The 20,108-nt window shown below is 58.7% G+C and carries 24 protein-coding genes; 3 read left to right on the top strand and 21 right to left on the bottom strand.

The genetic code is table 11. The annotated features are described in order from the left end of the window. Positions 1 to 24 precede the first annotated feature (24 nt). The 17 genes from queC to Q8X51_RS12215 form a co-directional block, all read right to left on the bottom strand. On the bottom strand, positions 25 to 702 hold the full coding sequence (queC, locus tag Q8X51_RS12295; RefSeq protein WP_065925898.1) for a 7-cyano-7-deazaguanine synthase QueC: 678 nt from the start codon (positions 700 to 702) through the stop codon (positions 25 to 27). 1 nt (position 703) lies between these two features. Next, positions 704 to 1,351 carry a 7-carboxy-7-deazaguanine synthase QueE gene (gene queE, locus Q8X51_RS12290; RefSeq protein ID WP_027605545.1) on the bottom strand — a complete coding sequence of 216 codons (648 nt, stop codon included), beginning with the start codon at positions 1,349 to 1,351 and terminating at the stop codon, positions 704 to 706. A gap of 163 nt (positions 1,352 to 1,514) precedes the next feature. Further along, positions 1,515 to 2,351 carry a tol-pal system protein YbgF gene (gene ybgF / locus Q8X51_RS12285; protein ID WP_027605544.1) on the bottom strand — a complete coding sequence of 279 codons (837 nt, stop codon included), beginning with the start codon at positions 2,349 to 2,351 and terminating at the stop codon, positions 1,515 to 1,517. Positions 2,352 to 2,357: 6 nt separating this feature from the next. Then, positions 2,358 to 2,858, bottom strand: a complete 501-nt coding sequence (gene pal, locus Q8X51_RS12280; RefSeq protein ID WP_003209827.1) for a peptidoglycan-associated lipoprotein Pal — start codon at positions 2,856 to 2,858, stop codon at positions 2,358 to 2,360. A 55-nt stretch (positions 2,859 to 2,913) separates the two neighbouring features. After that, the gene (gene tolB / locus Q8X51_RS12275; protein WP_043293513.1) at positions 2,914 to 4,194 is read right to left on the bottom strand and encodes a Tol-Pal system beta propeller repeat protein TolB; all 1,281 of its coding nucleotides are present in this window, start codon (positions 4,192 to 4,194) and stop codon (positions 2,914 to 2,916) included. Positions 4,195 to 4,211: 17 nt separating this feature from the next. Continuing rightward, complete coding sequence (tolA, locus tag Q8X51_RS12270; RefSeq protein ID WP_027605542.1) at positions 4,212 to 5,285, bottom strand: cell envelope integrity protein TolA; 1,074 nt, start codon at positions 5,283 to 5,285, stop codon at positions 4,212 to 4,214. Continuing rightward, complete coding sequence (tolR, locus tag Q8X51_RS12265) at positions 5,285 to 5,737, bottom strand: protein TolR (RefSeq protein ID WP_161793227.1); 453 nt, start codon at positions 5,735 to 5,737, stop codon at positions 5,285 to 5,287. Before tolR ends, tolA begins: the two co-directional genes overlap by 1 nt. A 23-nt stretch (positions 5,738 to 5,760) precedes the next feature. After that, entirely contained in the window at positions 5,761 to 6,456 is a 696-nt protein-coding gene (tolQ, locus tag Q8X51_RS12260; RefSeq protein ID WP_053135845.1) for a protein TolQ, read from the bottom strand. Between the two features lies 1 nt (position 6,457). Continuing rightward, positions 6,458 to 6,913, bottom strand: coding sequence for a tol-pal system-associated acyl-CoA thioesterase (gene ybgC / locus Q8X51_RS12255; RefSeq protein WP_032890914.1), 456 nt, complete (start codon positions 6,911 to 6,913; stop codon positions 6,458 to 6,460). Between the two features lie 140 nt (positions 6,914 to 7,053). Beyond that, on the bottom strand, positions 7,054 to 8,112 hold the full coding sequence (gene ruvB, locus Q8X51_RS12250; RefSeq protein ID WP_065925895.1) for a Holliday junction branch migration DNA helicase RuvB: 1,059 nt from the start codon (positions 8,110 to 8,112) through the stop codon (positions 7,054 to 7,056). Then, positions 8,113 to 8,724: a Holliday junction branch migration protein RuvA gene (ruvA, locus tag Q8X51_RS12245; protein WP_003175802.1), complete on the bottom strand. Its 612-nt coding sequence runs from the start codon at positions 8,722 to 8,724 to the stop codon at positions 8,113 to 8,115. A gap of 67 nt (positions 8,725 to 8,791) precedes the next feature. Continuing rightward, positions 8,792 to 9,316, bottom strand: coding sequence for a crossover junction endodeoxyribonuclease RuvC (ruvC, locus tag Q8X51_RS12240; RefSeq protein WP_065925894.1), 525 nt, complete (start codon positions 9,314 to 9,316; stop codon positions 8,792 to 8,794). A 157-nt stretch (positions 9,317 to 9,473) separates the two neighbouring features. After that, positions 9,474 to 10,220, bottom strand: coding sequence for a YebC/PmpR family DNA-binding transcriptional regulator (locus tag Q8X51_RS12235; protein WP_027605539.1), 747 nt, complete (start codon positions 10,218 to 10,220; stop codon positions 9,474 to 9,476). Between the two features lie 135 nt (positions 10,221 to 10,355). Continuing rightward, positions 10,356 to 12,131 carry an aspartate--tRNA ligase gene (aspS, locus tag Q8X51_RS12230; RefSeq protein ID WP_027605538.1) on the bottom strand — a complete coding sequence of 592 codons (1,776 nt, stop codon included), beginning with the start codon at positions 12,129 to 12,131 and terminating at the stop codon, positions 10,356 to 10,358. 107 nt (positions 12,132 to 12,238) lie between these two features. Further along, on the bottom strand, positions 12,239 to 12,460 hold the full coding sequence (locus Q8X51_RS12225; protein WP_010208103.1) for an FmdB family zinc ribbon protein: 222 nt from the start codon (positions 12,458 to 12,460) through the stop codon (positions 12,239 to 12,241). Positions 12,461 to 12,638: 178 nt separating this feature from the next. Beyond that, positions 12,639 to 12,980, bottom strand: a complete 342-nt coding sequence (locus tag Q8X51_RS12220) for a ribbon-helix-helix domain-containing protein (RefSeq protein ID WP_065925893.1) — start codon at positions 12,978 to 12,980, stop codon at positions 12,639 to 12,641. A gap of 179 nt (positions 12,981 to 13,159) precedes the next feature. After that, positions 13,160 to 13,633, bottom strand: a complete 474-nt coding sequence (locus Q8X51_RS12215) for a Dps family protein (protein WP_065925892.1) — start codon at positions 13,631 to 13,633, stop codon at positions 13,160 to 13,162. Positions 13,634 to 14,061: 428 nt separating this feature from the next. Between Q8X51_RS12215 and Q8X51_RS12210 the strand changes: the two genes are divergently transcribed. Further along, positions 14,062 to 14,664, top strand: a complete 603-nt coding sequence (locus Q8X51_RS12210; RefSeq protein ID WP_005790922.1) for a cold-shock protein — start codon at positions 14,062 to 14,064, stop codon at positions 14,662 to 14,664. 69 nt (positions 14,665 to 14,733) lie between these two features. On the opposite strand, the gene Q8X51_RS12205 is transcribed toward Q8X51_RS12210, so the two are convergent. Both Q8X51_RS12205 and Q8X51_RS12200 read right to left on the bottom strand, forming a co-directional pair. Next, the gene (locus Q8X51_RS12205) at positions 14,734 to 14,940 is read right to left on the bottom strand and encodes a SlyX family protein (RefSeq protein WP_065925891.1); all 207 of its coding nucleotides are present in this window, start codon (positions 14,938 to 14,940) and stop codon (positions 14,734 to 14,736) included. A gap of 3 nt (positions 14,941 to 14,943) precedes the next feature. Then, on the bottom strand, positions 14,944 to 15,369 hold the full coding sequence (locus Q8X51_RS12200) for an HIT domain-containing protein (protein ID WP_065925937.1): 426 nt from the start codon (positions 15,367 to 15,369) through the stop codon (positions 14,944 to 14,946). Positions 15,370 to 16,114: 745 nt separating this feature from the next. Here Q8X51_RS12200 and Q8X51_RS12195 point away from each other — a divergent pair. Further along, positions 16,115 to 17,407 (top strand): OprD family porin, encoded by a 1,293-nt coding sequence (locus Q8X51_RS12195; protein WP_027605533.1) that lies wholly within the window; start codon positions 16,115 to 16,117, stop codon positions 17,405 to 17,407. Between the two features lie 186 nt (positions 17,408 to 17,593). On the opposite strand, the gene Q8X51_RS12190 is transcribed toward Q8X51_RS12195, so the two are convergent. Both Q8X51_RS12190 and Q8X51_RS12185 read right to left on the bottom strand, forming a co-directional pair. Beyond that, on the bottom strand, positions 17,594 to 18,436 hold the full coding sequence (locus tag Q8X51_RS12190; RefSeq protein ID WP_065925890.1) for a mechanosensitive ion channel family protein: 843 nt from the start codon (positions 18,434 to 18,436) through the stop codon (positions 17,594 to 17,596). Positions 18,437 to 18,571: 135 nt separating this feature from the next. After that, positions 18,572 to 19,057: a YajQ family cyclic di-GMP-binding protein gene (locus Q8X51_RS12185; RefSeq protein ID WP_053135814.1), complete on the bottom strand. Its 486-nt coding sequence runs from the start codon at positions 19,055 to 19,057 to the stop codon at positions 18,572 to 18,574. A gap of 123 nt (positions 19,058 to 19,180) precedes the next feature. On the opposite strand from Q8X51_RS12185, the gene Q8X51_RS12180 reads away from it, so the two are divergent. Beyond that, a complete protein-coding gene (locus tag Q8X51_RS12180) occupies positions 19,181 to 20,098 on the top strand; it encodes a putative 2-dehydropantoate 2-reductase (RefSeq protein ID WP_315872407.1) in 918 nt (305 codons plus the stop codon). The last annotated feature ends 10 nt before the right edge of the window (positions 20,099 to 20,108 follow it).

Raw genomic sequence — 20,108 nt, 5'->3', positions numbered from 1 at the left:
ATTCAACACCTTATTTGAAATAAATCAGAAATAACGCGTCGGGTCCGTAATTCCGGCCATTTGGAAGCCCTCTGCACGCAGCCGGCAGCTGTCGCATTTCCCACAGGCACGGCCGTCATCGTCTGCCTGATAGCAGGAAACTGTCAGCGAGTAATCGACACCGAGTCCTACGCCAGCCTTCACGATAGCGGCCTTGCTCAGGTTTTGCAGCGGTGCCTGGATCCGGAAACCCTGCCCTTCTACCCCGGCTTTTGTCGCCAAATTGGCCATACGCTCGAACGACTCGACGTATTCGGGGCGGCAGTCCGGGTAGCCGTTGTAATCAAGCGCGTTAACCCCAATGAAGATGTCACGGGCACTCAGAACCTCCGCCCAGCCCAGGGCCAGGGACAGGAACACGGTGTTGCGTGCCGGTACGTAGGTAACCGGGATGCCTTGGGTGGGGGCCTCTGGGACGTCGATAGTGCTGTCGGTCAAGGCCGAGCCACCCATGCCGTCGAGGTTCAGGCCAATCACCTTATGTTCGACCACGCCCAAGTCTCGGGCCACACGGGCGGCTGCATCCAGCTCGGCGCGGTGGCGCTGACCGTAGTCGAAGCTCATGGTGTAACAGCTGTAACCTTCGGCGCGAACCATGGCCACTAGCGTTGCGGAATCGAGGCCACCTGACAGCAGGATGACCGCGCGCTTTTGATCAGTCATCTCAGCGCCCCGGTTCGTCGTTCCAAAGGTATTTATGCAGCTGCAATTGCAGGCGTACGGGCAGGTTATCGGCAACCACCCAGTCGGCCAGATCGCGCGCGTTCAGGTCGTGGTGGCTGGGAGAGAACAATACCTCACCGGCACGGCGGTCAAGGCCGTACTGGATCAGCTTGGAATTGGCCCAGTCGTAGTCTTCACGGGAACAAATCACGAACTTGACCTGATCGTTGGGCGTCAGCAGTTCGATGTTCTCGTAGCGGTTGCGGTGCACTTCCTTGGAGCCCGGCGTCTTGAGGTCAACCACTCGGCTGACACGCGGGTCTACAGCGGAAATATCCAGGGCCCCACTGGTTTCCAGGGAGACCTCGTAACCGGCATCACACAGCTGTTTGAGCAAGGGGATGGCGTTGGGCTGGGCCAGGGGCTCGCCACCCGTTACACAGACGTAGCGGGGCCGGTAGCCGGCAACCTGCTCCAGGATGTCTTCGAGGGTGCGCACAGTGCCGCCACTGAAGGCGTAGGCGCTGTCACAGTATTGGCAACGCAAGGGGCAACCGGTCAGGCGCACAAAAACCGTGGGCAGGCCAGCGGTTCGCGTTTCACCCTGTAACGAGTAAAAAACTTCGGTGATGCGTAATGTGTCTTGCATAGTCGCCACGGGCGTAACAGCTAAACAGGCTGTCCGCCTCCGTCAGGCACTTCAAGGAACCCCGCCAACGCGTAGGCCCCAGGAAGCGTGTGTCATAAAAGGGCGTGGATTCTAACGAAAAAACCCGCGCCAGGCGCGGGTTTCTTCTAAACGGCTGCATCGCTTACAAGCGTTGCAGATCCCGCTGGGCCAACTGTGCAGCGGAGGTACCCGGATATTGGGCTACGACCTGCTGCAGAATGCCTTTGACCTTGTCGGTATGACCCAGGCGGCGTTCTACGTCAGCGAGTTTATACAGCGAGTCGGGCACCTTGGCGTGCTTGGGGTACAGCTGGCTGACCTTGGCAAATGCCTGGCCCGCCCCCTGCAGATCACCCTTTGCCAGATTCACCTCGCCCAACCAGTATTGGGCGTTGCCCGCGTACTGGCTGTTTGGGTAGCGGCCCAGGAAGGCGGTAAAGGCTTTGCTGGCCTTATCGAAATCCTTGGCCTTGATCAGGTCGAAGGCTGCATCGTAATACAGCTTTTCCTTCGCCGGATCACCCGGTTCACTGCTGGCGGCAGGGGCTTGGCTCGCAGCGGCGGCCCCTGCTGCTGCACCACCGATAGCCGCGCTGGGCGCGCCACCGGCAGAAGAATTATCAGGAGTAGCGGCAGGTGTAACACCGGCTCCTATACGTCGATCAAGATCCTGGTAACGCTCCAGGCCTTCCTGCTTCAGCTGACGCACCTCATTTTGCAGAACTTCAATGGTGCCTTGTTGCTGCGCCAATTGATCCTGCATGCGTTGCAGCTGGTTGAACAGTTCGCCCTGTGCCGAGGGAGCGGACGTAGCCGCCCCCCCAGCATAGGCGCCATTCGTGCCATAACCCGCTGGCGGATAACTGCTCCCGCTATTGTTATAGCCAGAGTTGCTATCTTCCACAGGAACCGCAGCCCACACCGCAAGCGGGGCGAGGCTGAGAGCCAATACAGTTAGAGCACGACGGCACGTTCGCATGACGAATTACTTACGCAGTTCGACGCGACGGTTTTGAGCCCAGGACTGCTCGTCATGGCCAGTAGCAACTGGACGCTCTTTACCGTAGGAAACCAGTTCCAGTTGGCCTGGAGCAACACCTTGCAGTACCAGGTAGCGCTGAACGGCTTTCGCACGACGCTCGCCCAGTGCCATGTTGTACTCACGAGTACCACGTTCGTCAGTGTTACCTTCCAGAACAACGCGAGCGCCGTTAGCTTTCAGGTCCTTCGCGTGAACGTCCAGAGCGCGCATGGCTTCTGGTTTCAGGTCCGAACTGTCGTATTCGAAGTAGAAAGTGGTGATAGCGCGCAGAGCAGCTTCTTCGCTCAGGGATCCGTCAACTGCACCAGTGTTAGCGCCGTAACCAGCGTTTGGATCAACAGCTGCGCCTTCACCGGCATTGTCGCCGCCTTTAGACGAGCAACCAACGGCTACGGACAGAGCCAGAGCCAGAGCAGCAAACTTACCAAACTTCAGCATTTCCATCGTGAAACTCCTAATGAACCCCAGTGTGTTAAGTACTTCTTTTTGTAGCGCCGCGTCAGTTCAGGTAAGGGGACCAGGACGGTTCTCTGACTTCGCCTTGTGCGGTAGGAAGCGGGAGCCTTACGCGTCCATTAATGGACACGAGCATCAAGACTCCCCGGCCCTGCTGGCGGGTGGCGTAGATTACCATGGTGCCGTTGGGCGCAACAGTAGCTGACTCATCAAGGTTGGTATCTGTGAGGATTTTTACCGTTCCACGCTGCAAATCCTGGGCCGCAACCCGGAAATTAGTGAAACCATCCTGACGGTGAATCATCACCAACGTCTTTTCATCAGCCGAAAGCTTAGGATTGGCGTTGTAGTTACCGATAAAGGTCACGCGTTCCGCGCCCCCACCGCCAACGCTGGTCTTGTAGATCTGTGGCTTGCCGCCGCGGTCCGAGGTGAAGTAGATGGTCGAACCATCCTTGCCCCAGAACGGTTCGGTGTTGATACCAGGACCGCTGGTCACGCGGCTGATCTGGCGCGAAGCCATGTTCATCACGTAGATGTCCGGGTTGCCGTCCTTGGACAGTACGAATGCCAGGCGCGAACCATCCGGCGACCAGGCCGGTGCACCGTTGAGGCCTTCAAAGTTGGTGATCTGCTCACGACGGCCAGTATCGATGTGCTGGACGAAGATACGCGGACGCTTCTGTTCGAAAGACACGTAGGCAATACGCTTGCCGTCCGGCGCGAAGCGCGGCGACAGGATTGGCTCACGGGATTGCAGCAAGGTCACTGCCCGCGCACCGTCGTAGTCCGAACGCTGCAGGGTGTAGCGAGTGTTGTCTACGGAGAAACGCTCGGCCGTTACATAAAGCAGGCGTGTCGAGAACGCCCCCTTGATACCGGTGAGTTTTTCAAACGACTGGTCCGAGATGTAGTGGGCCATGTCGCGCAGTTGTTCGGCGGTACCCGATACGCTGCCGGTCAGGACCTGCTGCTCAGTGGCCACGTTGAACAAGGTGTACTGGATCTGCAGGCGACCGCCGGCCGGCGTGATGCTGCCGACCATCAGGTACTGCGCGCCCACCGCTTTCCAATCACGGAAGATGACTTCGCTGGCCTGGGTCGGCTGGCTGATCATGTTGCCTTTCGGAATCGGTGCGTAGTAACCGGAATTGCGCAGGTCGTCGCTGACGATCTGGGCCATGTCGTCCGGCAGCACGCTACCGCCCTGCCAGCCAAACGGCACTACCGCGATCGGGGTGGCCCGATCGCTGCCGCTGGTGACCAGGATGTTCTTTTCATCCGCCGCCGCTATCCCTGCCATACAGCAAATAACGACAAGCATTCCTCGAAGAAGGTTTCTCACAAGGCTAGATCCTCAGGTGTGAATGTCATCTTGAATGAACGATAGGGAGCGAAGTCGCTTGGTTTCATTCCCTGCATCTCGGTCAACCGGCCAATATTCTTGACCGCGGCAACCGCCGAACTGTCGAACGAACCGTCACCACTGGACTTGGCCACACTGACCGAAGTCACCGTACCGTCCGGCAACATGCCGATCTGCAGCACTACTGTCATGCCTTTGCGTGCCGAAGGTGGACGTGTCCAGCCTTCTGCTGCCCGCGCCCGAATCAGGTCGTCGAAACTGCCCGCGACTTCATCACCACGTTCATCGGCCAAGGCTTGCTGACGCTGCGGCGTGTCGGAGAGCAAATCTGCCAAGGCCTGGGCCTTTTTCTCTTCGGCGGATTTACGCGCTGCTTCCTGGGCCTTTTTCTTGCTGGCATCGGCGGCAGCTTTCTTCTTCGCGTCGTCGGCGATTTTCTTCTTCGCCTCGTCTGCTTCAGCTTTTTTCTTGGCGTCTTCGGCGGCTTTCTTCTTCGCGTCTTCGACTATTTTCTTCTTGGCGTCTTCAGCGGCCTTTTTCTTGGCCTCTTCTTCGGCAGCCTTCTTGGCTTCTTCTTCAGATTTCTTCTTGGCTATATCAGCCAATTGTTTCTCTTCAGCTTTTTTAGCTTCGGCAGCTTTCTCGGCTTTCTTGGCTTCATCAGCCTTTTTCGCCTCGTCGGCCTTCTTGGCTTCGTCAGCCTTTTTCGATTCCTCGGCCTTTTGAGCCGCCTCTTCTTTCTTTTGTTCCGCAGCAGCCTTCACCGCTTCCTGCTCGACCTTCTTCTGTTCCATCTGTTCGACTTCAGTCTGGCGCGCAGCCGACTTCTGGGCCTCACCCGCAATCTTCTGATTGGTCTGGGTGGTGGCCTGGCTTTTCGATTTCAGCTGATACAGGGTCGCCTGCACGATCGGCTTGGCTGGCGGCAGGTCCGGAGTCATGGCAAAGCTGACGAACAGCATGCCAAAGACCAGGACGTGCAGGGCAATTGCCCAGACGCTAGGCCAGAAGAAGCTTTCCGAGGCGGACGGCTCTCGCTGTTGGTGCATCAGGGCGCCTCGGTAATCAAGCCAACGTTACCGACGCCGGCCTTCTGCAGCCCGCCCATGGCGCCCATGACGGAACCGTAGTCGACCGACTTGTCGCCGCGGATGAACACCTGGGTGTGCTTGCCGCCTTCGTTGCCGGAGCGAATGATCTTGGTCACCGCATCGGTCATCGCCGGCAGGGTCAAGGCCTTGTCCTGTTGCTTCTGGGTGTCGACTTCGCTGCCAAGGTTCCAGTAATAGGTCTTGTCAGCCTTGATCGAAATGGTCAGGACCTGAGTGTTGTTGTCCTGCGGCAAGGCTTCACTGGAAACCTTGGGCAGATCAACCTTCACGCCCTGGTTGAGCATCGGCGCGGTCACCATGAAGATCACCAGCAGCACCAGCATCACGTCGATGTAGGGCACTACGTTCATCTCGGCGACCGGCTTGCGCTTTTTGCGAGCTCGAGCGATTAAAGCCATTAGGAATTACCTGCTTATTCTTCGCTGGTGTGCACTTTACGGTGCAGGATCGCCTGGAACTCATCGGCGAAGGTGTAGTAACGGCTGATCAACGTTTCGCTGGTTGCAGCAAAGCGGTTGTAGGCAATTACTGCGGGGATAGCGGCGAACAGGCCGATCGCGGTGGCGATCAGGGCTTCGGCAATACCCGGGGCCACGGTGGCCAGGGTCGCTTGCTGGGCCTGGGCCAGGCCGCGGAACGAGTTCATGATCCCCCACACCGTACCGAACAGGCCGATGTACGGGCTGACGGAACCGACGGTAGCGAGGAACGGCAGGCTCTGCTCCAGTTTCTCTTCTTCACGGGAAATGGCGACGCGCATGGCACGGGCCACGCCTTCCATGACCGCTTCCGGATCAACACCCGGCTGCTGGCGCAGGCGCGAGAATTCCTTGAAGCCCGCGCGGAAGATCTGCTCGACGCCCGAGTCCGGGTCCGGGTTGCTGCCGGCCTGGCGGTACAGCTTGGACAGGTCGATACCCGACCAGAAGCGCTCTTCAAAGCTCTCCAGGGCACGTCGACCGGCGCGCAGCAGGTTGCTGCGCTGAAAAATCATGACCCAAGAGGTAACCGATGCGGCTACCAGGGTCAGCATCACCAGTTGAACCACGACACTGGCATTGCTGACCAGGCTCCACATGGAGGAATGGTCGACGACGGTAGGTTCCACGCTAAATCTCCTGCTTTGATTGTTTACCCGCGCCGCTCACGGCGGCAAAGGCCGCACGTAGAGTTTCGGGAATGGCCCGAGGTTTCAAACTATTGGTGCGCACACACGCCACCAGGAACTGCCCCTCACAGAGCAGCGTTGCATCCGTTGCCCGCCTGACCTGCTGCTTGAAACGCAGGCTGGCACGGTTCAATTCGATTACTTCAGCGCTGACCAGCAGCTCGTCGTCCAGTCGCGCCGGTGCGTGGTAACGCGCCTCGCTGGAATGCACGACGAATAACAGGTCCTCCCCTGCCAGCTGGGATTGGGCAAAGCCCAGCTCCCGTAGCCGCTCGGTACGAGCCCGCTCCATGAACTTGAGATAATTGACGTAATACACGATGCCGCCGGCATCGGTGTCCTCGTAATAAACGCGACAGCGATGTGCGAACGACTGATCCCCGTTTTGCGCGCGCATACTCTAGTGCTTACTCCTCAGGTTGCCAATCCGGTGGGGCAACTGTTTTTTCATTCTCGAAAAACATATCCAGTGACTGAATGACGACGCCAGCCACTAGGACAGCACAAACATCGAATAAATCGACTGGCGTGAAGCTTTTAATCGTCCACTGCATCAAGGAATTCGTCTACCACGGGCATCTCCCCCAATCGTGACGGAATGTTTAACCCGAAGTGCAGATAGGCATGGCGCGTCACCACCCGCCCCCTTGGCGTACGCATGATATAGCCCTGCTGGATCAGGTACGGCTCCAGCACATCTTCGATGGTATGGCGCTCTTCACTGATGGCCGCCGCCAGGCTGTCGACACCCACCGGGCCGCCGTCGAACTTCTCGATCATGGTCAAGAGCAGGCGTCGATCCTGATGATCGAAGCCGTGCTCGTCCACATCCAGCAGGTTCAAGGCCAGGTCCGCTACGGCCTTGGTGATATGCCCCTTGGCCCGTACTTCGGCAAAGTCACGCACACGACGCAACAAGCGGTTGGCAATCCGTGGCGTGCCCCGGGCCCGACGAGCGATTTCAAACGCGCCCTCCGGGTCCAGGGGCAGGCCGAGAATACTGGCCGAACGGCTGACAATGGTCGCCAGATCGGTAGTGCTATAGAACTCCAGACGTTGAACGATGCCGAAACGGTCTCGCAGCGGGTTGGTCAGCATGCCCGCACGGGTCGTCGCGCCCACCAGCGTGAACGGTGGCAAGTCGAGCTTGATCGAGCGGGCCGCCGGGCCTTCGCCGATCATGATGTCGAGCTGGAAATCTTCCATCGCCGGGTACAGCACTTCCTCGACGATAGGCGAGAGCCGGTGGATCTCGTCGATGAACAGCACGTCATGGGGCTCGAGGTTGGTGAGCAACGCCGCCAAATCACCTGGCCGCTCCAGCACCGGGCCGGAGGTGGACTTGATCGACACGCCCATTTCCTGGGCAATGATGTTGGCCAGGGTGGTTTTACCCAGCCCCGGCGGGCCGAAGATCAAGGTATGGTCCAAGGACTCACTGCGCCCGCGCGCGGCCTGGATAAACAACTCCATCTGCTCGCGCACGGTGGGCTGGCCGATGTAGTCGGCAAGGCTCAAGGGCCGGATGGCGCGGTCCTGGACTTCTTCACGGTCACGAGGCCCGGTGGCCGCGATCAGACGATCAGCTTCAATCACTTAAATCATTCCCTTCAGGGCTCGGCGGATCATGTCTTCGCTGCTCAGGTTCTTGTCCTTGATGGCCGAGACGGCCTTGCTGGCCTCCTGGGGTTTGTAGCCCAGGGAGATCAGCGCACTGACGGCGTCGCTTTCAGCACTCGCGACCTGGCCCGCCGGCATATCCGGCTGGTTCGGCACCAGGGCGAACATGCTCGGCACCACTTCCCAGGCCTTGAAGCGGTCCTTGAGTTCTACCAACAGGCGCTCGGCGGTTTTCTTGCCCACGCCCGGTACCTTGGTCAGCGCTGAGGTGTCCTGGGCCGAAACGGCTCGTACCAGCTCATCCACTTCCAGGCTCGACATCAACGCCAGGGCCAATTTAGGCCCCACGCCATTAAGGCGAATCAGTTCGCGGAAGAAGTCGCGGTCGCGCTTGCCAATGAAACCATAGAGTAGTTGCGCGTCTTCGCGCACCACCAGATGGGTATGCAGCGTTATAGGTTCACCGACCGACGGCAGGCGGTACAGGGTGGTCATGGGCACTTCCAGCTCATACCCCAGCCCGTTTACATCCAGAATCAGGTGCGGCGGCTGTTTCTCAGCCAGGGTGCCGCGCAAGCGTCCAATCACGGTTCAGATCCTTAAAGCTTGGGGTCAGAGCGAGGCCTGACCGGAAATAACGATTGCGCTGATGCTATCAGAGACGCAGGCGCCCGCCACGACTGCGTGCCATGCCCAGGCCGTGAGGCAGCAGGCTGGAGCGCGTGTGTGCATGGCAAATGGCAATGGCCAGGGCGTCGGAGGCATCGATCTGCGGCTTTGAGGTGAGCTTGAGCATGTGCATGACCATCATCTGCACCTGCTCTTTATTGGCCGCACCGGTGCCGACCACGGCCTGCTTGACCTGGGTCGCGGTGTATTCGGCGATTTCCATGCCCTCTTCGGCCCCTGCCACGATGGCGGCGCCACGGGCTTGTCCGAGTTTAAGGGCTGAGTCGGCGTTTTTTGCCATGAACACTTTTTCGATGCCCATGGTGACCGGTCCGTAGGTCTGGATCACTTCACGCACGCCGCGATAGACGATCTGCAGGCGCTCAGCCAACTCGCCTGCGCCGGTACGGATACAGCCCGAAGCGACGTAGACGCAGCCGCGCGGGGTGTGTTGCACCACACCAAAACCGGTGATGCGCGAACCGGGGTCGATACCTAGGATTAAAGTCATAACGCCTGCAGGTCGGATAAACACATTTTTTGATACATCGTAGTTCTAATGTGGGAGGGGGCTTGCTCCCGATGGCGATCGTCCAGTTAGACATAGGCTGACTGATACACCGCCATCGGGAGCAAGCCCCCTCCCACATTTGGATCTACGTCATTCTTCAGCCTAGCTGTTCGGCCACGGATTCCGGGATGTCGGCGTTGGAATACACGTTCTGTACATCATCCAGGTCTTCGAGCATATCGAGCATCTTCAGCACTTTCTGCGCACCGTCCAGGTCCAGCTCGGCACTGGTGGTCGGCAGCATCACGATCTCGGCGTCGGAGCCTTTGAAACCGGCCGCTTCCAGGGCATTACGCACGGCGTAGAAGCCGGCGAACGAGGTAAACACGTCGATGGAGCCATCTTCATTGGTCACCACGTCGTCGGCATCCGCCTCCATCGCCGCTTCCATCAGCGCATCTTCATCCACACCCGGCGCGAAGGAGATCTGCCCCTTGCGTTCGAACAGGTAGGCCACCGAACCGTCAGTCCCCAGGTTGCCGCCACACTTGCTGAACGCATGACGCACGGCGGCGGCAGTACGGTTGCGGTTATCGGTCATGCATTCGACCATCACCGCCACGCCACCCGGGCCGTAGCCTTCGTAGGTCAACTCGACCATGTCGTCGGTGTCGGCAGCGCCGGCCCCACGGGCCACGGCACGGTCGATAATGTCACGACTCATATTGGCGCCGAGGGCCTTGTCCAGGGCCAGGCGCAGACGCGGGTTGGAGCCCGGGTCACCCCCGCCCTGGCGGGCAGCGACCGTCAGCTCACGGATCCACTTGGTAAAAATCTTGCCTTTCTTGGCATCCTGACGCTCTTTGCGGTGCTTGATGTTCGCCCACTTGGAATGGCCAGCCATAACACAACTCCGAAATTCTCTAGAAACCTTATCAACCCCACCCCGGGTGGGATACACCCCTTGTAACGCAAAGGCGCATCCGAAGATGCGCCTTTTTAGACTGCGTAAACCTCAGTGCGCTTTCACGCAGCAGCCTTACTCAGCCTTCGGCGTCTCGCGCAGGCGGATATGCAGCTCGCGCAATGCCTTGGCATCCACCACGCCCGGAGCCTGGGTCATGACGTCCGCAGCACTCTGGGTTTTCGGGAACGCGATCACTTCACGGATCGACTGGGCACCGGTCATCAGCATCACCAGGCGGTCGAGGCCGAAAGCCAGGCCACCGTGGGGCGGCGCACCGTATTTCAGGGCGTCGAGCAGGAAGCCGAACTTCTCTTCCTGTTCCGCTTCGTTGATGCCCAGCAGGCGGAAGACCGCTTGTTGCATCTCTTTGCGGTGGATACGGATCGAACCGCCACCCAGCTCAGTACCGTTCAACACCATGTCATACGCGCGGGACAGCGCGCCTGCCGGGTTGGCTTCCAGCTCTTCGGGCGAGCACTTCGGCGCGGTGAACGGGTGGTGCAAGGCGCTGAAGCTGCCGTCATCGTTCTCTTCGAACATCGGGAAGTCGACGACCCACATCGGTGCCCACTTGCAGGTCAGCAGGTCCAGGTCGTGGCCCAGCTTGATCCGCAGCGCGCCCAGGGCTTCGCTGACGATCTTGGCTTTGTCGGCGCCGAAGAACACGATGTCGCCGTCGACCGCGCCCACGCGATCCAGGATCACATTGAGGTTGGCTTCCGGGATGTTCTTCACGATTGGCGACTGCAGGCCTTCAACACCCTTGGCGCGCTCGTTGACCTTGATATACGCCAGGCCCTTGGCACCGTAGATGCCGACGAACTTGGTGTAGTCGTCGATCTGCTTGCGCGGCATGCTCGCGCCGCCAGGCACGCGCAGGGCGGCGATGCGGCATTTCGGGTCGTTGGCGGGGCCGCTGAACACCTTGAAATCAACTTCGGTGAGCTGGTCGGCCACGTCCACCAGTTCCAGCGGGTTACGCAGGTCTGGCTTGTCCGAACCGTAGCGGCGCATGGCTTCTTCGAAGGTCATGTGCGGGAATTCGCCGAACTCCAGGTCCAGCACTTCCTTGAACAGGTTGCGGATCATCTGCTCGGTGATGCCCATGATCTCTTTTTCATCGAGGAAGCTGGTCTCGATGTCGATCTGGGTGAATTCCGGCTGGCGGTCGGCGCGCAGGTCTTCGTCGCGGAAGCACTTGGCGATCTGGTAGTAACGGTCGAAACCGGCCACCATCAGCAGCTGCTTGAACAGCTGCGGCGACTGCGGCAAGGCGAAGAAACTGCCGGCGTGGGTACGGCTAGGCACGAGGTAGTCACGCGCGCCTTCCGGGGTGGCCCGGGTCAGGATAGGCGTTTCGACGTCAAGGAAACCGTTCTCGTCGAGGAAGCGGCGGATGCTGGTGGTCATGCGCGAACGCAGGCGCAGCTTCTCGGCCATTTCCGGACGACGCAGATCCAGGAAGCGGTAGCGCAGGCGGGTTTCTTCGCCGACGTCGGAGTATTCGTTCAACGGGAACGGCGGGGTTTCCGATTCGTTCAGTACTTCCAGCTCGTAGCCCAGCACTTCGATCGCACCGGACGCCATGTTCGCGTTCACGGCACCGGCCGGACGCAGGCGAACCTTGCCGGTGATCTTCACGACGTACTCGCTGCGCACACGGTCAGCGGCGGCGAAGCTTTCGGCGCGATCCGGATCGAATACCACCTGGGCCAGGCCATCACGATCACGGATATCGAGGAAGATCACCCCGCCGTGGTCGCGGCGACGGTGAACCCATCCGCAAAGGGTGATTTCCTGACCATCCAGGGTCTCGTTCAGTTGGCCGCAATAGTGGCTGCGCATCATGGTAGTGGTTTCACTTCTCGTAATTCGAAATTCGGTGGAGGCCTGCCTCGTCACCGTACATTAAAGCAGGGGACGGATAATGCAGGAGCCTGCGCATGGAGTTCAACTCAGTCTGCTTTGTCGCCGCCCGCCAGGTTCTTCTTCGAACCGGTCTTGAAATCGGTCTCGTACCAGCCGCTGCCGCTCAGGCGGAAGCCCGGCATGGACAACATCTTCTTGAGCTCGGGTGCCTGGCAGGCCGGGCAATCGACCAGCGGCGCTGCGCTGATCTTCTGGATGGCTTCCAACTGATGTCCACAGGAAGCACATTGATAGTCATACATGGGCATGGCGATGTCTCGGCGGTCGATCGTTACTGTGCCGCGCCCGCTCCTGATAAAGAGCAGAGGGAGAAAGCCCCGGCAGCAGCAAAGCGCGGGATTATATCTGGTAAATCAAGGCAGCGCAGCCGGCTTTCTGCCCGGGGCAGGCCCACCTCGACAGCGGACCGGCCCCGAGGCCTGCCGATTACTCAGGGCTTGGCGAGGCAGCACGGCCCTTTAACAGATGAACCACACACACTACCCTGACCAACCCACTGAAGTTCTTCACTCCTCCATACCGCAAGTGCACTTCCCGATCGACATAGGACAGCAATGCACTGACAGAGCAGGCATTGATCCTGGCTATTTCCGTGAGGATATTCCAATAGATCTGCTCAAGCCGAAGACAAGTGGAAAATCCGTTGAGCCTTACCGATCGGGACAATGGCTTGGCCAGCCCCATATCGAACCCCTTGGCGAAGGGGTCGACGCTTATCTTGTGGAAACCACCGGTTTCCATCACTCCCACATCCACTCCACGTGACATACACCTGACACTCCATTGCCAAACAACAGCCCATGGGTTCTCCCATTGGACAGTGGCCCTATAAGACAGCAGGACGAGGCAGGCAGCCAGAAGACGGGGCGTTGATAGGCGTAGGACAACGCCAGGAAATGCGTGGAAACAAGCAAGTGGCGCCACAACGGCGCCACTGTGGCTGTCGTTTACTGGCTTTCGAGCAGGGAACGCAGCATCCACGCGGTTTTCTCGTGAACCTGCATGCGCTGGGTCAGCAGGTCCGCGGTCGGCTCATCGCTGACCTTGTCGAGCAACGGGAAAATACCACGTGCGGTACGCGTGACCGCCTCCTGGCCCGCCACCAGTTGCTTGATCATCTCTTCTGCGCTGGGAACACCCTCTTCTTCCTTGATGGAGGAAAGGCGGGCGTAGATCGAATAGGCGCCCGGTGCCGGGAAACCCAGGGCACGGATACGCTCGGCTATGGCGTCCACCGCCAGCGCCAGTTCGTTGTACTGCTCTTCGAACATCAGGTGCAGCGTACGGAACATGGGGCCCGTGACGTTCCAATGGAAGTTGTGGGTCTTCAGGTACAGTACATAGGTATCGGAAAGCAGCCGTGAAAGCCCATCGACGATGGATTTACGATCTTCTTCACTGATACCGATATCGATTGCCATGTTTATCCCCTTCAATTGACAAGCATTCATTGATCAGGTGCACGACTACTCTAGCAAGAGCGCCGCAGAGACGCAGCCCGACACCCTCGGGCGACATGCGGCAAATCGCCCCTGCACGACCTGTCAGCCCGTGCAGTACAAGCCTTTGGGCATGTCGGAAATTTTCTTTAAGGCCGCCAGAAACCCCTGCACATGTCTAGGACAAGCGTTTCACGCAGAAATGCCACGCCCCTTTCAACCACGGAAAATGCTCGATTTGAGTAGGCACGGCCTTTGCTGTTAAATAGGCAGCGTGTCGCCGTCGTTAATTTCCACGGCAAGCGGCATAGGCTGATACCCGCGCACGTGCCCAACGCCTCCCATTGTTCAGAAGCGAACCGTGCCAGTCAGCTCTTCCTTGTGATCCGTCTTAACGTGAGTTAATCAAAATGTTGAAAATCGTCCACCTGCTAACGGGCGTTGCAGCGTTGCTGCTGTCCTTTATCCCGAGCCTGCAGCCTGAAAGCCTGCCCTACCTGCAACAACACGACGCTCTGTACCTGGCCTTGTTCGGCCTTCTTAACCTGACGCTCGCTCCCGTAATCCCTTACTGGAACAAAGGCACACGTCATCAACTGCAAAACCTGGTCAGCGCGCTGCTGGTACTGACCGTTGTCGTACAAACCCTCACCCTCCTGGCACCTATGCCTGAAGTGGGCGGCCATCCGGCCATCCTGCTCAGCCTGGTGATTGCTGTGGTCGCTATCGTTCTTCACCTGGCCATCAGCTTCTACCGTTCGTCCCCGGCGGCCGCGTCGCAAAACTACGACATGACCAATCGGGATACCGGTACCGTCAAGTGGTTCAACACCTCCAAAGGCTTCGGCTTTATTTCCCGCGATTCGGGCGACGACATCTTCGTCCACTTCCGGGCTATCCGTGGCGAAGGTCATCGCGTCCTGGTGGAAGGCCAGCGCGTGGAGTTCTCCGTGATGAATCGCGACAAAGGCCTGCAAGCCGAAGACGTGATCGCAGCCCTGCCGCGTCGCTGATTCCAGCCGTCGCAGCAAAAAAACCGCGATCCAGCCTTGGCTGGGTCGCGGTTTTTTATTGCACTCGGATTAATAGTGCGGTGGCGGCGCCTCTTCTTCGGACGTCTCGAACTGGCCGCCCATTTCTTCCTGACGCTTGAGCAGCGCGGTCATCTGCAGCTGCAGGCGTTCAACCGCGCGCTGCTGGACGACCAGGATGTCATTGAGGGTCTCGATGGTGTCGTCCTGAAAGGCCAGGCGGCTCTCCAGATCGGTAACGCGGTCTTGCAAGTCCATGGTTCAACCCTGGGTAAAGATAAAGTCGGCAGGCAGCAACGCGTGCAGGCGCACACGAATGGCCGCCACTTGTTCTTCAGTGTACGGCTGGGCCGGATGCTTGCCCCAAACCGGCGCAGGCCACGCGGCGTCATCACGCTTACGTACGATCACATGCACGTGCAATTGGCTGACGACATTGCCCAGCGCACCGATATTCATCTTGTCGGCGCCCAGGCCTTCGTTGAGTAACTGCGCCAGCAACGTAGTTTCCTTCCAGAGGATCTGTTGATCTGCGACATCCAGCTGAAACACTTCGCTGATACCGTTGATGCGTGGCACCAGGATGAACCAGGGGTAATTCGAGTCATTGGACAGCAGCAGGCGGCACAACGGGAAGTCCCCGATCACCAGTGTGTCTTGTTGCAGGCGTTGGTCTAAGGCGAACACCACGGGCACTCCGTTTGGCAGGTCAAGTTCCGGCGCCCAGCATACCTTTGAATGCAGGCGGCTTCACGGCGAATACGGGAGAGCCCCGGCGCATCCGGAGAAAAAAACCGCACCCTTTCGATGCAGGCGAATAATTGAGCTACGCTAACTCGGGCCTCACCGGGATGCACCAAAATGACCCACTTGTGCCTCAAAGAGATCCGCCAACTACCCACTCATGGGGGTGGACCGGTAACGTTTTCCTCGGGCAACGTTTTTTTTGCCCCCCCAACAGCGGTAACACACGGGCGTCAAGCCCAAACCAAACGGCGTAAAAAGCCCGTACTTATGCGGTTTTTACACCGTCGTAACGTTTTTCACGAAAAAATGACATTCAGTTACCAGTTTGGGCGCGCTTGTTGCATTCACCCCCCTATCGTCGACAACGGCACCTGCAGGGAAGTGAGTGTTTCGCGATAAAAAACAGTGGCGTTTCAATGCATACCAAGGAAGACGACAAACTCTGAAAGACGTTTGAAAACAGCATTGAAGTTGTCAGTCCCGTTACATTCGGACTGTGAATTTGCGACATGGAACTAGCAATTTACGACAGCCTCGTAAAGAAGCTGAAAGGAAAGATGGGTAAGTATCGTCAATAGAGTCTGCGTGATATAACTTTGCGCCGACACAAAAAAGAAAGAGCCGCCCAGATAAAAATACAGGTGGGACGGCAGTACTCTTCCTAAAACCAAAGGAGCAAATCACGATGCGCGTGATGAAGTGGAGCATGATCGCCCTGGCTGTTTCAGCAGGCACCTCGCAGTTCGCAATGGCGTCCGCCCAGGACGATTCCAAGGGCTTTATCGAGGACAGTACAGCCAGCATTCTGACGCGGGCCCTGTATTTCAGCCGTGACCGCCGTAACCACGGTGCAGAACAAAGCCGTATCGAAGAAACAGGCCTTGGCTTCCACGGCCTCTTCAGCTCGGGTTACACCCAAGGCACCATCGGTGTCGGTGTCGACGTGATCGGCCTGCTGGGCGTCAAGCTGGACAGCGGCAAAGGCCGTGCCGGCACCGGTCTGTTCCCAGAGGGTTCCGACGGCCGTTCGCAGGATGACTACTCCAAAGGCGGCGCAGCCATCAAGTTCCGTATGTCCAATACGGTCCTGAAGATCGGTGATCAGTACACCACCGCTCCAGTGTTCGCTTCCGATGACAGCCGTTTGCTGCCGGAACTGCCGCAAGGCATCTCCATCACCAGCAACGAAATCAAAGATCTGAAACTGGAAGCCGGTCACTTCACCTCGATCGTTGCCCAGGATCAAACCTACCGCGACAGTATCGCCAGCTCCGAACCAGGCTCGAGCCGTGGCCTGCGAGACGCCAACTTCGTGGGCGGCGTGTACTCCTGGACCCCAGAGTTCACCACCAGCCTCTACTACTCGAAAGTGGAAGACTACTGGAAGAAGATCTACGCCAACGTCAACTGGACCCACGCGCTCAGCGATGACCAGTCCGTGGCTGTCGACTTCAACATCTACGACACCAAGAGCGACGGCGCCGGCCTGGTCCGTGCTGACAAAGACAGCACCACCAAGCTCGACAACCGTGCGTTCAGCCTGCAAGGCGCGTACACCATTGGCGCTCACACCTTCACCCTGGCAGCACAGAAGGTCAGCGGCGACGGCCAGTACGGCTACGGCGTAGACGGCGGCGGCACGATTTTCCTGGCCAACTCCATCGCCCGCTCCGACTTCAACGCTGAAGACGAGAAGTCCTACCAGGCTCGCTATGACCTGAACATGGCGACCTTTGGCATCCCAGGCCTGAGCTTCATGACTCGTTATGTGAAAGGTACCGGCGCCAACACCTCGACCACTAACAATGGTAAAGAGTGGGAACGCGACATCGAAGCCAAATACGTGATCCAGAGCGGTCCAGCCAAAGACCTGAGCCTGCGCGTACGTCAGGCGACCTATCGCTCATCTGATCAGGTTTACTCGGGTTCCCTCGACGAACTGCGTCTGATCGCGCAATACCCGCTGAACATCTTGTAATTGCCGGTTCAATTACAACGATGACTTAAGGCTCCGGCCTTAAACAAAAAAGCCGCTCCCCTGTTTACAAGGGAGCGGCTTTTTCATTGCAGTTTTATTTCAGTAAATAACTAGCAAGCTAACTAACGAGATTCAAGTGACACGTTTAACCTGACCTTTCGGCCAAGTTAAACGCGCTTCTTTCACTTACTTCGGAGCTGCTTCCTGCATCACTCGAATAACGCGCTGCGGAAATGGAATATCAATCCCCGCAGCCTTTAAACGATCACGCGCCAGTTCATTCAACATGAACACTACATCCCAATAATCCGGGGTATTGGTCCAGCAGCGCAGGGAAACAGTGATCGAGCTATCGCCCAAGGTCGACACCACGGCCACCGCAGCAGGATCCGTCAGTACACGCGGATCTTTTGACAGCTCCAGCAGCACTTCACGAGCCTTTTGCAGATCCGCCTCGTAGTCCACACCCACATCAAAGACCACCTTGCGGGTCGGCTGACGGTTGGTGTTGGTGATGATGCCGTTGGACAGGATGCCGTTGGGCACGATGACGGTCTTGTTGTCACCGGTACGCAGCACGGTGTGGAAGATTTGGATGCTATCGACGGTCCCGGAGGTGCCCTGGGCCTCGATCCAGTCACCAATGCGGAACGGGCGGAACAACAGAATCAGCACACCACCGGCAAAGTTCGCCAGGCTGCCTTGCAACGCCAGGCCGATGGCCAGGGTAGCGGCACCGATGGCGGCGACGAACGACGTGGTCGCCACGCCGATCATCGAGGCCACACTGACAATCAGCATGACTTTCAGCGCGATGTTCGCCAGGCTGGTGATGAAGTGCTGCAGCGCCAGGTCCGCGTTACGCATGGCCAGCAGGCGGCCCACGCGGTGGGTCAATACGTTGATCAGCCACCAGCCAATGGCCAGGGTGATCACCGCCAGCAACACCCGGCTGCCGTATTCCATGATCATCGGGATCCATGACTGTGAGGTCTTGATCAAGTGATCCATTTCAGCGTTTAAATCCATGTAGCTTCTCCTGTATGGCGAATGTGCGGCTTATTGACTGCCTGAAAACGCAAATGAGCCCCGTAGGGCTCAAGAGCAGGCGCTGGCTCTGGGGCGTGGGACGCCGAAAACGCCCGCAGGTTCCCCAATGTGCCATCAGTCGCGGAAGTTATTGAACTGCAGCGGCATGTCGAAGGTCTTGGCGCGCAGGGCGGCAATGGCATCCTGCAGGTCATCACGCTTCTTGCCGGTGACACGAACCTGCTCACCCTGGATGGCCGCCTGGACTTTCAGCTTGGCATCCTTGATATGGGCAACGATCTTCTTTGCCAGCTCCTTGTCGATACCTTCCTTGAGTACGGCTTCCTGCTTCATCAGCTTGCCGGAGGCGTAGGCGTCCTTGATTTCAAGGCACTGCGCGTCGATCTTGCGCTTGACCAACGACAGCTTGAGGATCTCGATCATCGCTTCCAGCTGGAAATCGGCTTCAGCGGTCAGGTTGACGGTCAGTTCCTTTTCCTTGAATTCGAAGCTGCCCTTGCCTTTCAAGTCATAGCGGCGGTCCAGCTCCTTGACGGCGTTCTCGACGGCGTTGGTGACTTCATGTTTGTCCAGTTCAGATACCACGTCGAACGAAGGCATGTGATTTCTCCAATATAAGGGGCGGGCTCAGTAGAGATGGAGCGCGCCCGAGCTAAAATGCCGGGGCATTATAGCGGTTCTTTCGTCCCGTTCACTGTGAGCGACCCTACGGAGCAGAAACTGATGTCGACCACCTGGCATATTCTTGGCGCGGGCAGCCTGGGCACACTGTGGGCCACCCGCCTGGCTCGTGCCGGCTTACCCGTCAGGTTGATCCTGCGCGATGCCACGCGCCTGGCCAGCTACCGGGCTTCACCCGGCTTGACCCTGGTGGAACACGGCGTCGCCCATACCTACCCGGTGTTCGCTGAAACGCCCTACAGCCCCGAGCCGATTCATCGCCTGCTGGTAGCGTGCAAGGCCTACGACGCCCAGGGCGCTGTCGCACAACTGCAACACCGCCTCGCACCGGACGCCGAGCTGATCCTGCTGCAGAACGGCCTCGGCAGCCAAGACGCGGTGGCCGCGCAACTGCCCCAGGCGCGCTGCATTTTTGCCTCCAGCACCGAAGGCGCGTTTCGCGACGGTGACTGGCGGGTGGTGTTCGCCGGCCATGGCTACACCTGGCTGGGGGACGCGAGCCACCCTACTCCGCCGCTGTGGCTGGATGACCTGCACGCTGCGGGCATCCCCCACGAATGGAGTACCGACATCCTGACGCGCCTGTGGCGCAAACTGGCGCTCAATTGCGCGATCAACCCGCTGACGGTGCTTTACCAGTGCCGCAATGGCGAACTGCAGAGCCATCAATGTGAAGTCGCGACCCTGTGTGCCGAGCTTGGCGAACTGTTGGAATGCTGCGGCCAACCCGCCGCCGCGCGGGGTCTGCACCAGGAAGTGGAACGGGTTATCCAGGCCACGGCCGCCAATTATTCCTCCATGTACCAGGACGTGGCCAACGCCCGCCGCACCGAAATCAGCTACTTGTTGGGCTATGCTTGCCAGGCGGCCGCCCGTCACCAATTGAGCCTGCCCCATGTGCAACAACTGCAAGTGCGCCTGGTCGAGCAGTTACTTGCACGCGGATTGCCCCGCGACTGAGGCACGCGCT

It is taken from the genome of Pseudomonas sp. Yb2C2 (genome assembly GCF_052112325.1).
Taxonomy (GTDB): domain Bacteria; phylum Pseudomonadota; class Gammaproteobacteria; order Pseudomonadales; family Pseudomonadaceae; genus Aquipseudomonas; species Aquipseudomonas marginalis.
The sequence above is the reverse complement of the archived record's forward strand: the minus strand, read 5'-3'. Positions and strand labels throughout refer to the sequence as shown.

Coding starts and splice junctions, on each gene's coding strand:
- queC (WP_065925898.1), bottom strand. CDS start 702: ATGACTGATCAAAAGCGCGCGGTCATCCTGCTGTCAGGTGGCCTCGAT.
- queE (WP_027605545.1), bottom strand. CDS start 1,351: ATGCAAGACACATTACGCATCACCGAAGTTTTTTACTCGTTACAGGGT.
- ybgF (WP_027605544.1), bottom strand. CDS start 2,351: ATGCGAACGTGCCGTCGTGCTCTAACTGTATTGGCTCTCAGCCTCGCC.
- pal (WP_003209827.1), bottom strand. CDS start 2,858: ATGGAAATGCTGAAGTTTGGTAAGTTTGCTGCTCTGGCTCTGGCTCTG.
- tolB (WP_043293513.1), bottom strand. CDS start 4,194: ATGCTTGTCGTTATTTGCTGTATGGCAGGGATAGCGGCGGCGGATGAA.
- tolA (WP_027605542.1), bottom strand. CDS start 5,285: ATGCACCAACAGCGAGAGCCGTCCGCCTCGGAAAGCTTCTTCTGGCCT.
- ybgC (WP_032890914.1), bottom strand. CDS start 6,913: ATGCGCGCGCAAAACGGGGATCAGTCGTTCGCACATCGCTGTCGCGTT.
- ruvC (WP_065925894.1), bottom strand. CDS start 9,316: ATGACTTTAATCCTAGGTATCGACCCCGGTTCGCGCATCACCGGTTTT.
- Q8X51_RS12235 (WP_027605539.1), bottom strand. CDS start 10,220: ATGGCTGGCCATTCCAAGTGGGCGAACATCAAGCACCGCAAAGAGCGT.
- aspS (WP_027605538.1), bottom strand. CDS start 12,131: ATGATGCGCAGCCACTATTGCGGCCAACTGAACGAGACCCTGGATGGT.
- Q8X51_RS12225 (WP_010208103.1), bottom strand. CDS start 12,460: ATGCCCATGTATGACTATCAATGTGCTTCCTGTGGACATCAGTTGGAA.
- Q8X51_RS12220 (WP_065925893.1), bottom strand. CDS start 12,980: ATGTCACGTGGAGTGGATGTGGGAGTGATGGAAACCGGTGGTTTCCAC.
- Q8X51_RS12215 (WP_065925892.1), bottom strand. CDS start 13,633: ATGGCAATCGATATCGGTATCAGTGAAGAAGATCGTAAATCCATCGTC.
- Q8X51_RS12210 (WP_005790922.1), top strand. CDS start 14,062: ATGTTGAAAATCGTCCACCTGCTAACGGGCGTTGCAGCGTTGCTGCTG.
- Q8X51_RS12205 (WP_065925891.1), bottom strand. CDS start 14,940: ATGGACTTGCAAGACCGCGTTACCGATCTGGAGAGCCGCCTGGCCTTT.
- Q8X51_RS12195 (WP_027605533.1), top strand. CDS start 16,115: ATGCGCGTGATGAAGTGGAGCATGATCGCCCTGGCTGTTTCAGCAGGC.
- Q8X51_RS12190 (WP_065925890.1), bottom strand. CDS start 18,436: ATGGATTTAAACGCTGAAATGGATCACTTGATCAAGACCTCACAGTCA.
- Q8X51_RS12185 (WP_053135814.1), bottom strand. CDS start 19,057: ATGCCTTCGTTCGACGTGGTATCTGAACTGGACAAACATGAAGTCACC.
- Q8X51_RS12180 (WP_315872407.1), top strand. CDS start 19,181: ATGTCGACCACCTGGCATATTCTTGGCGCGGGCAGCCTGGGCACACTG.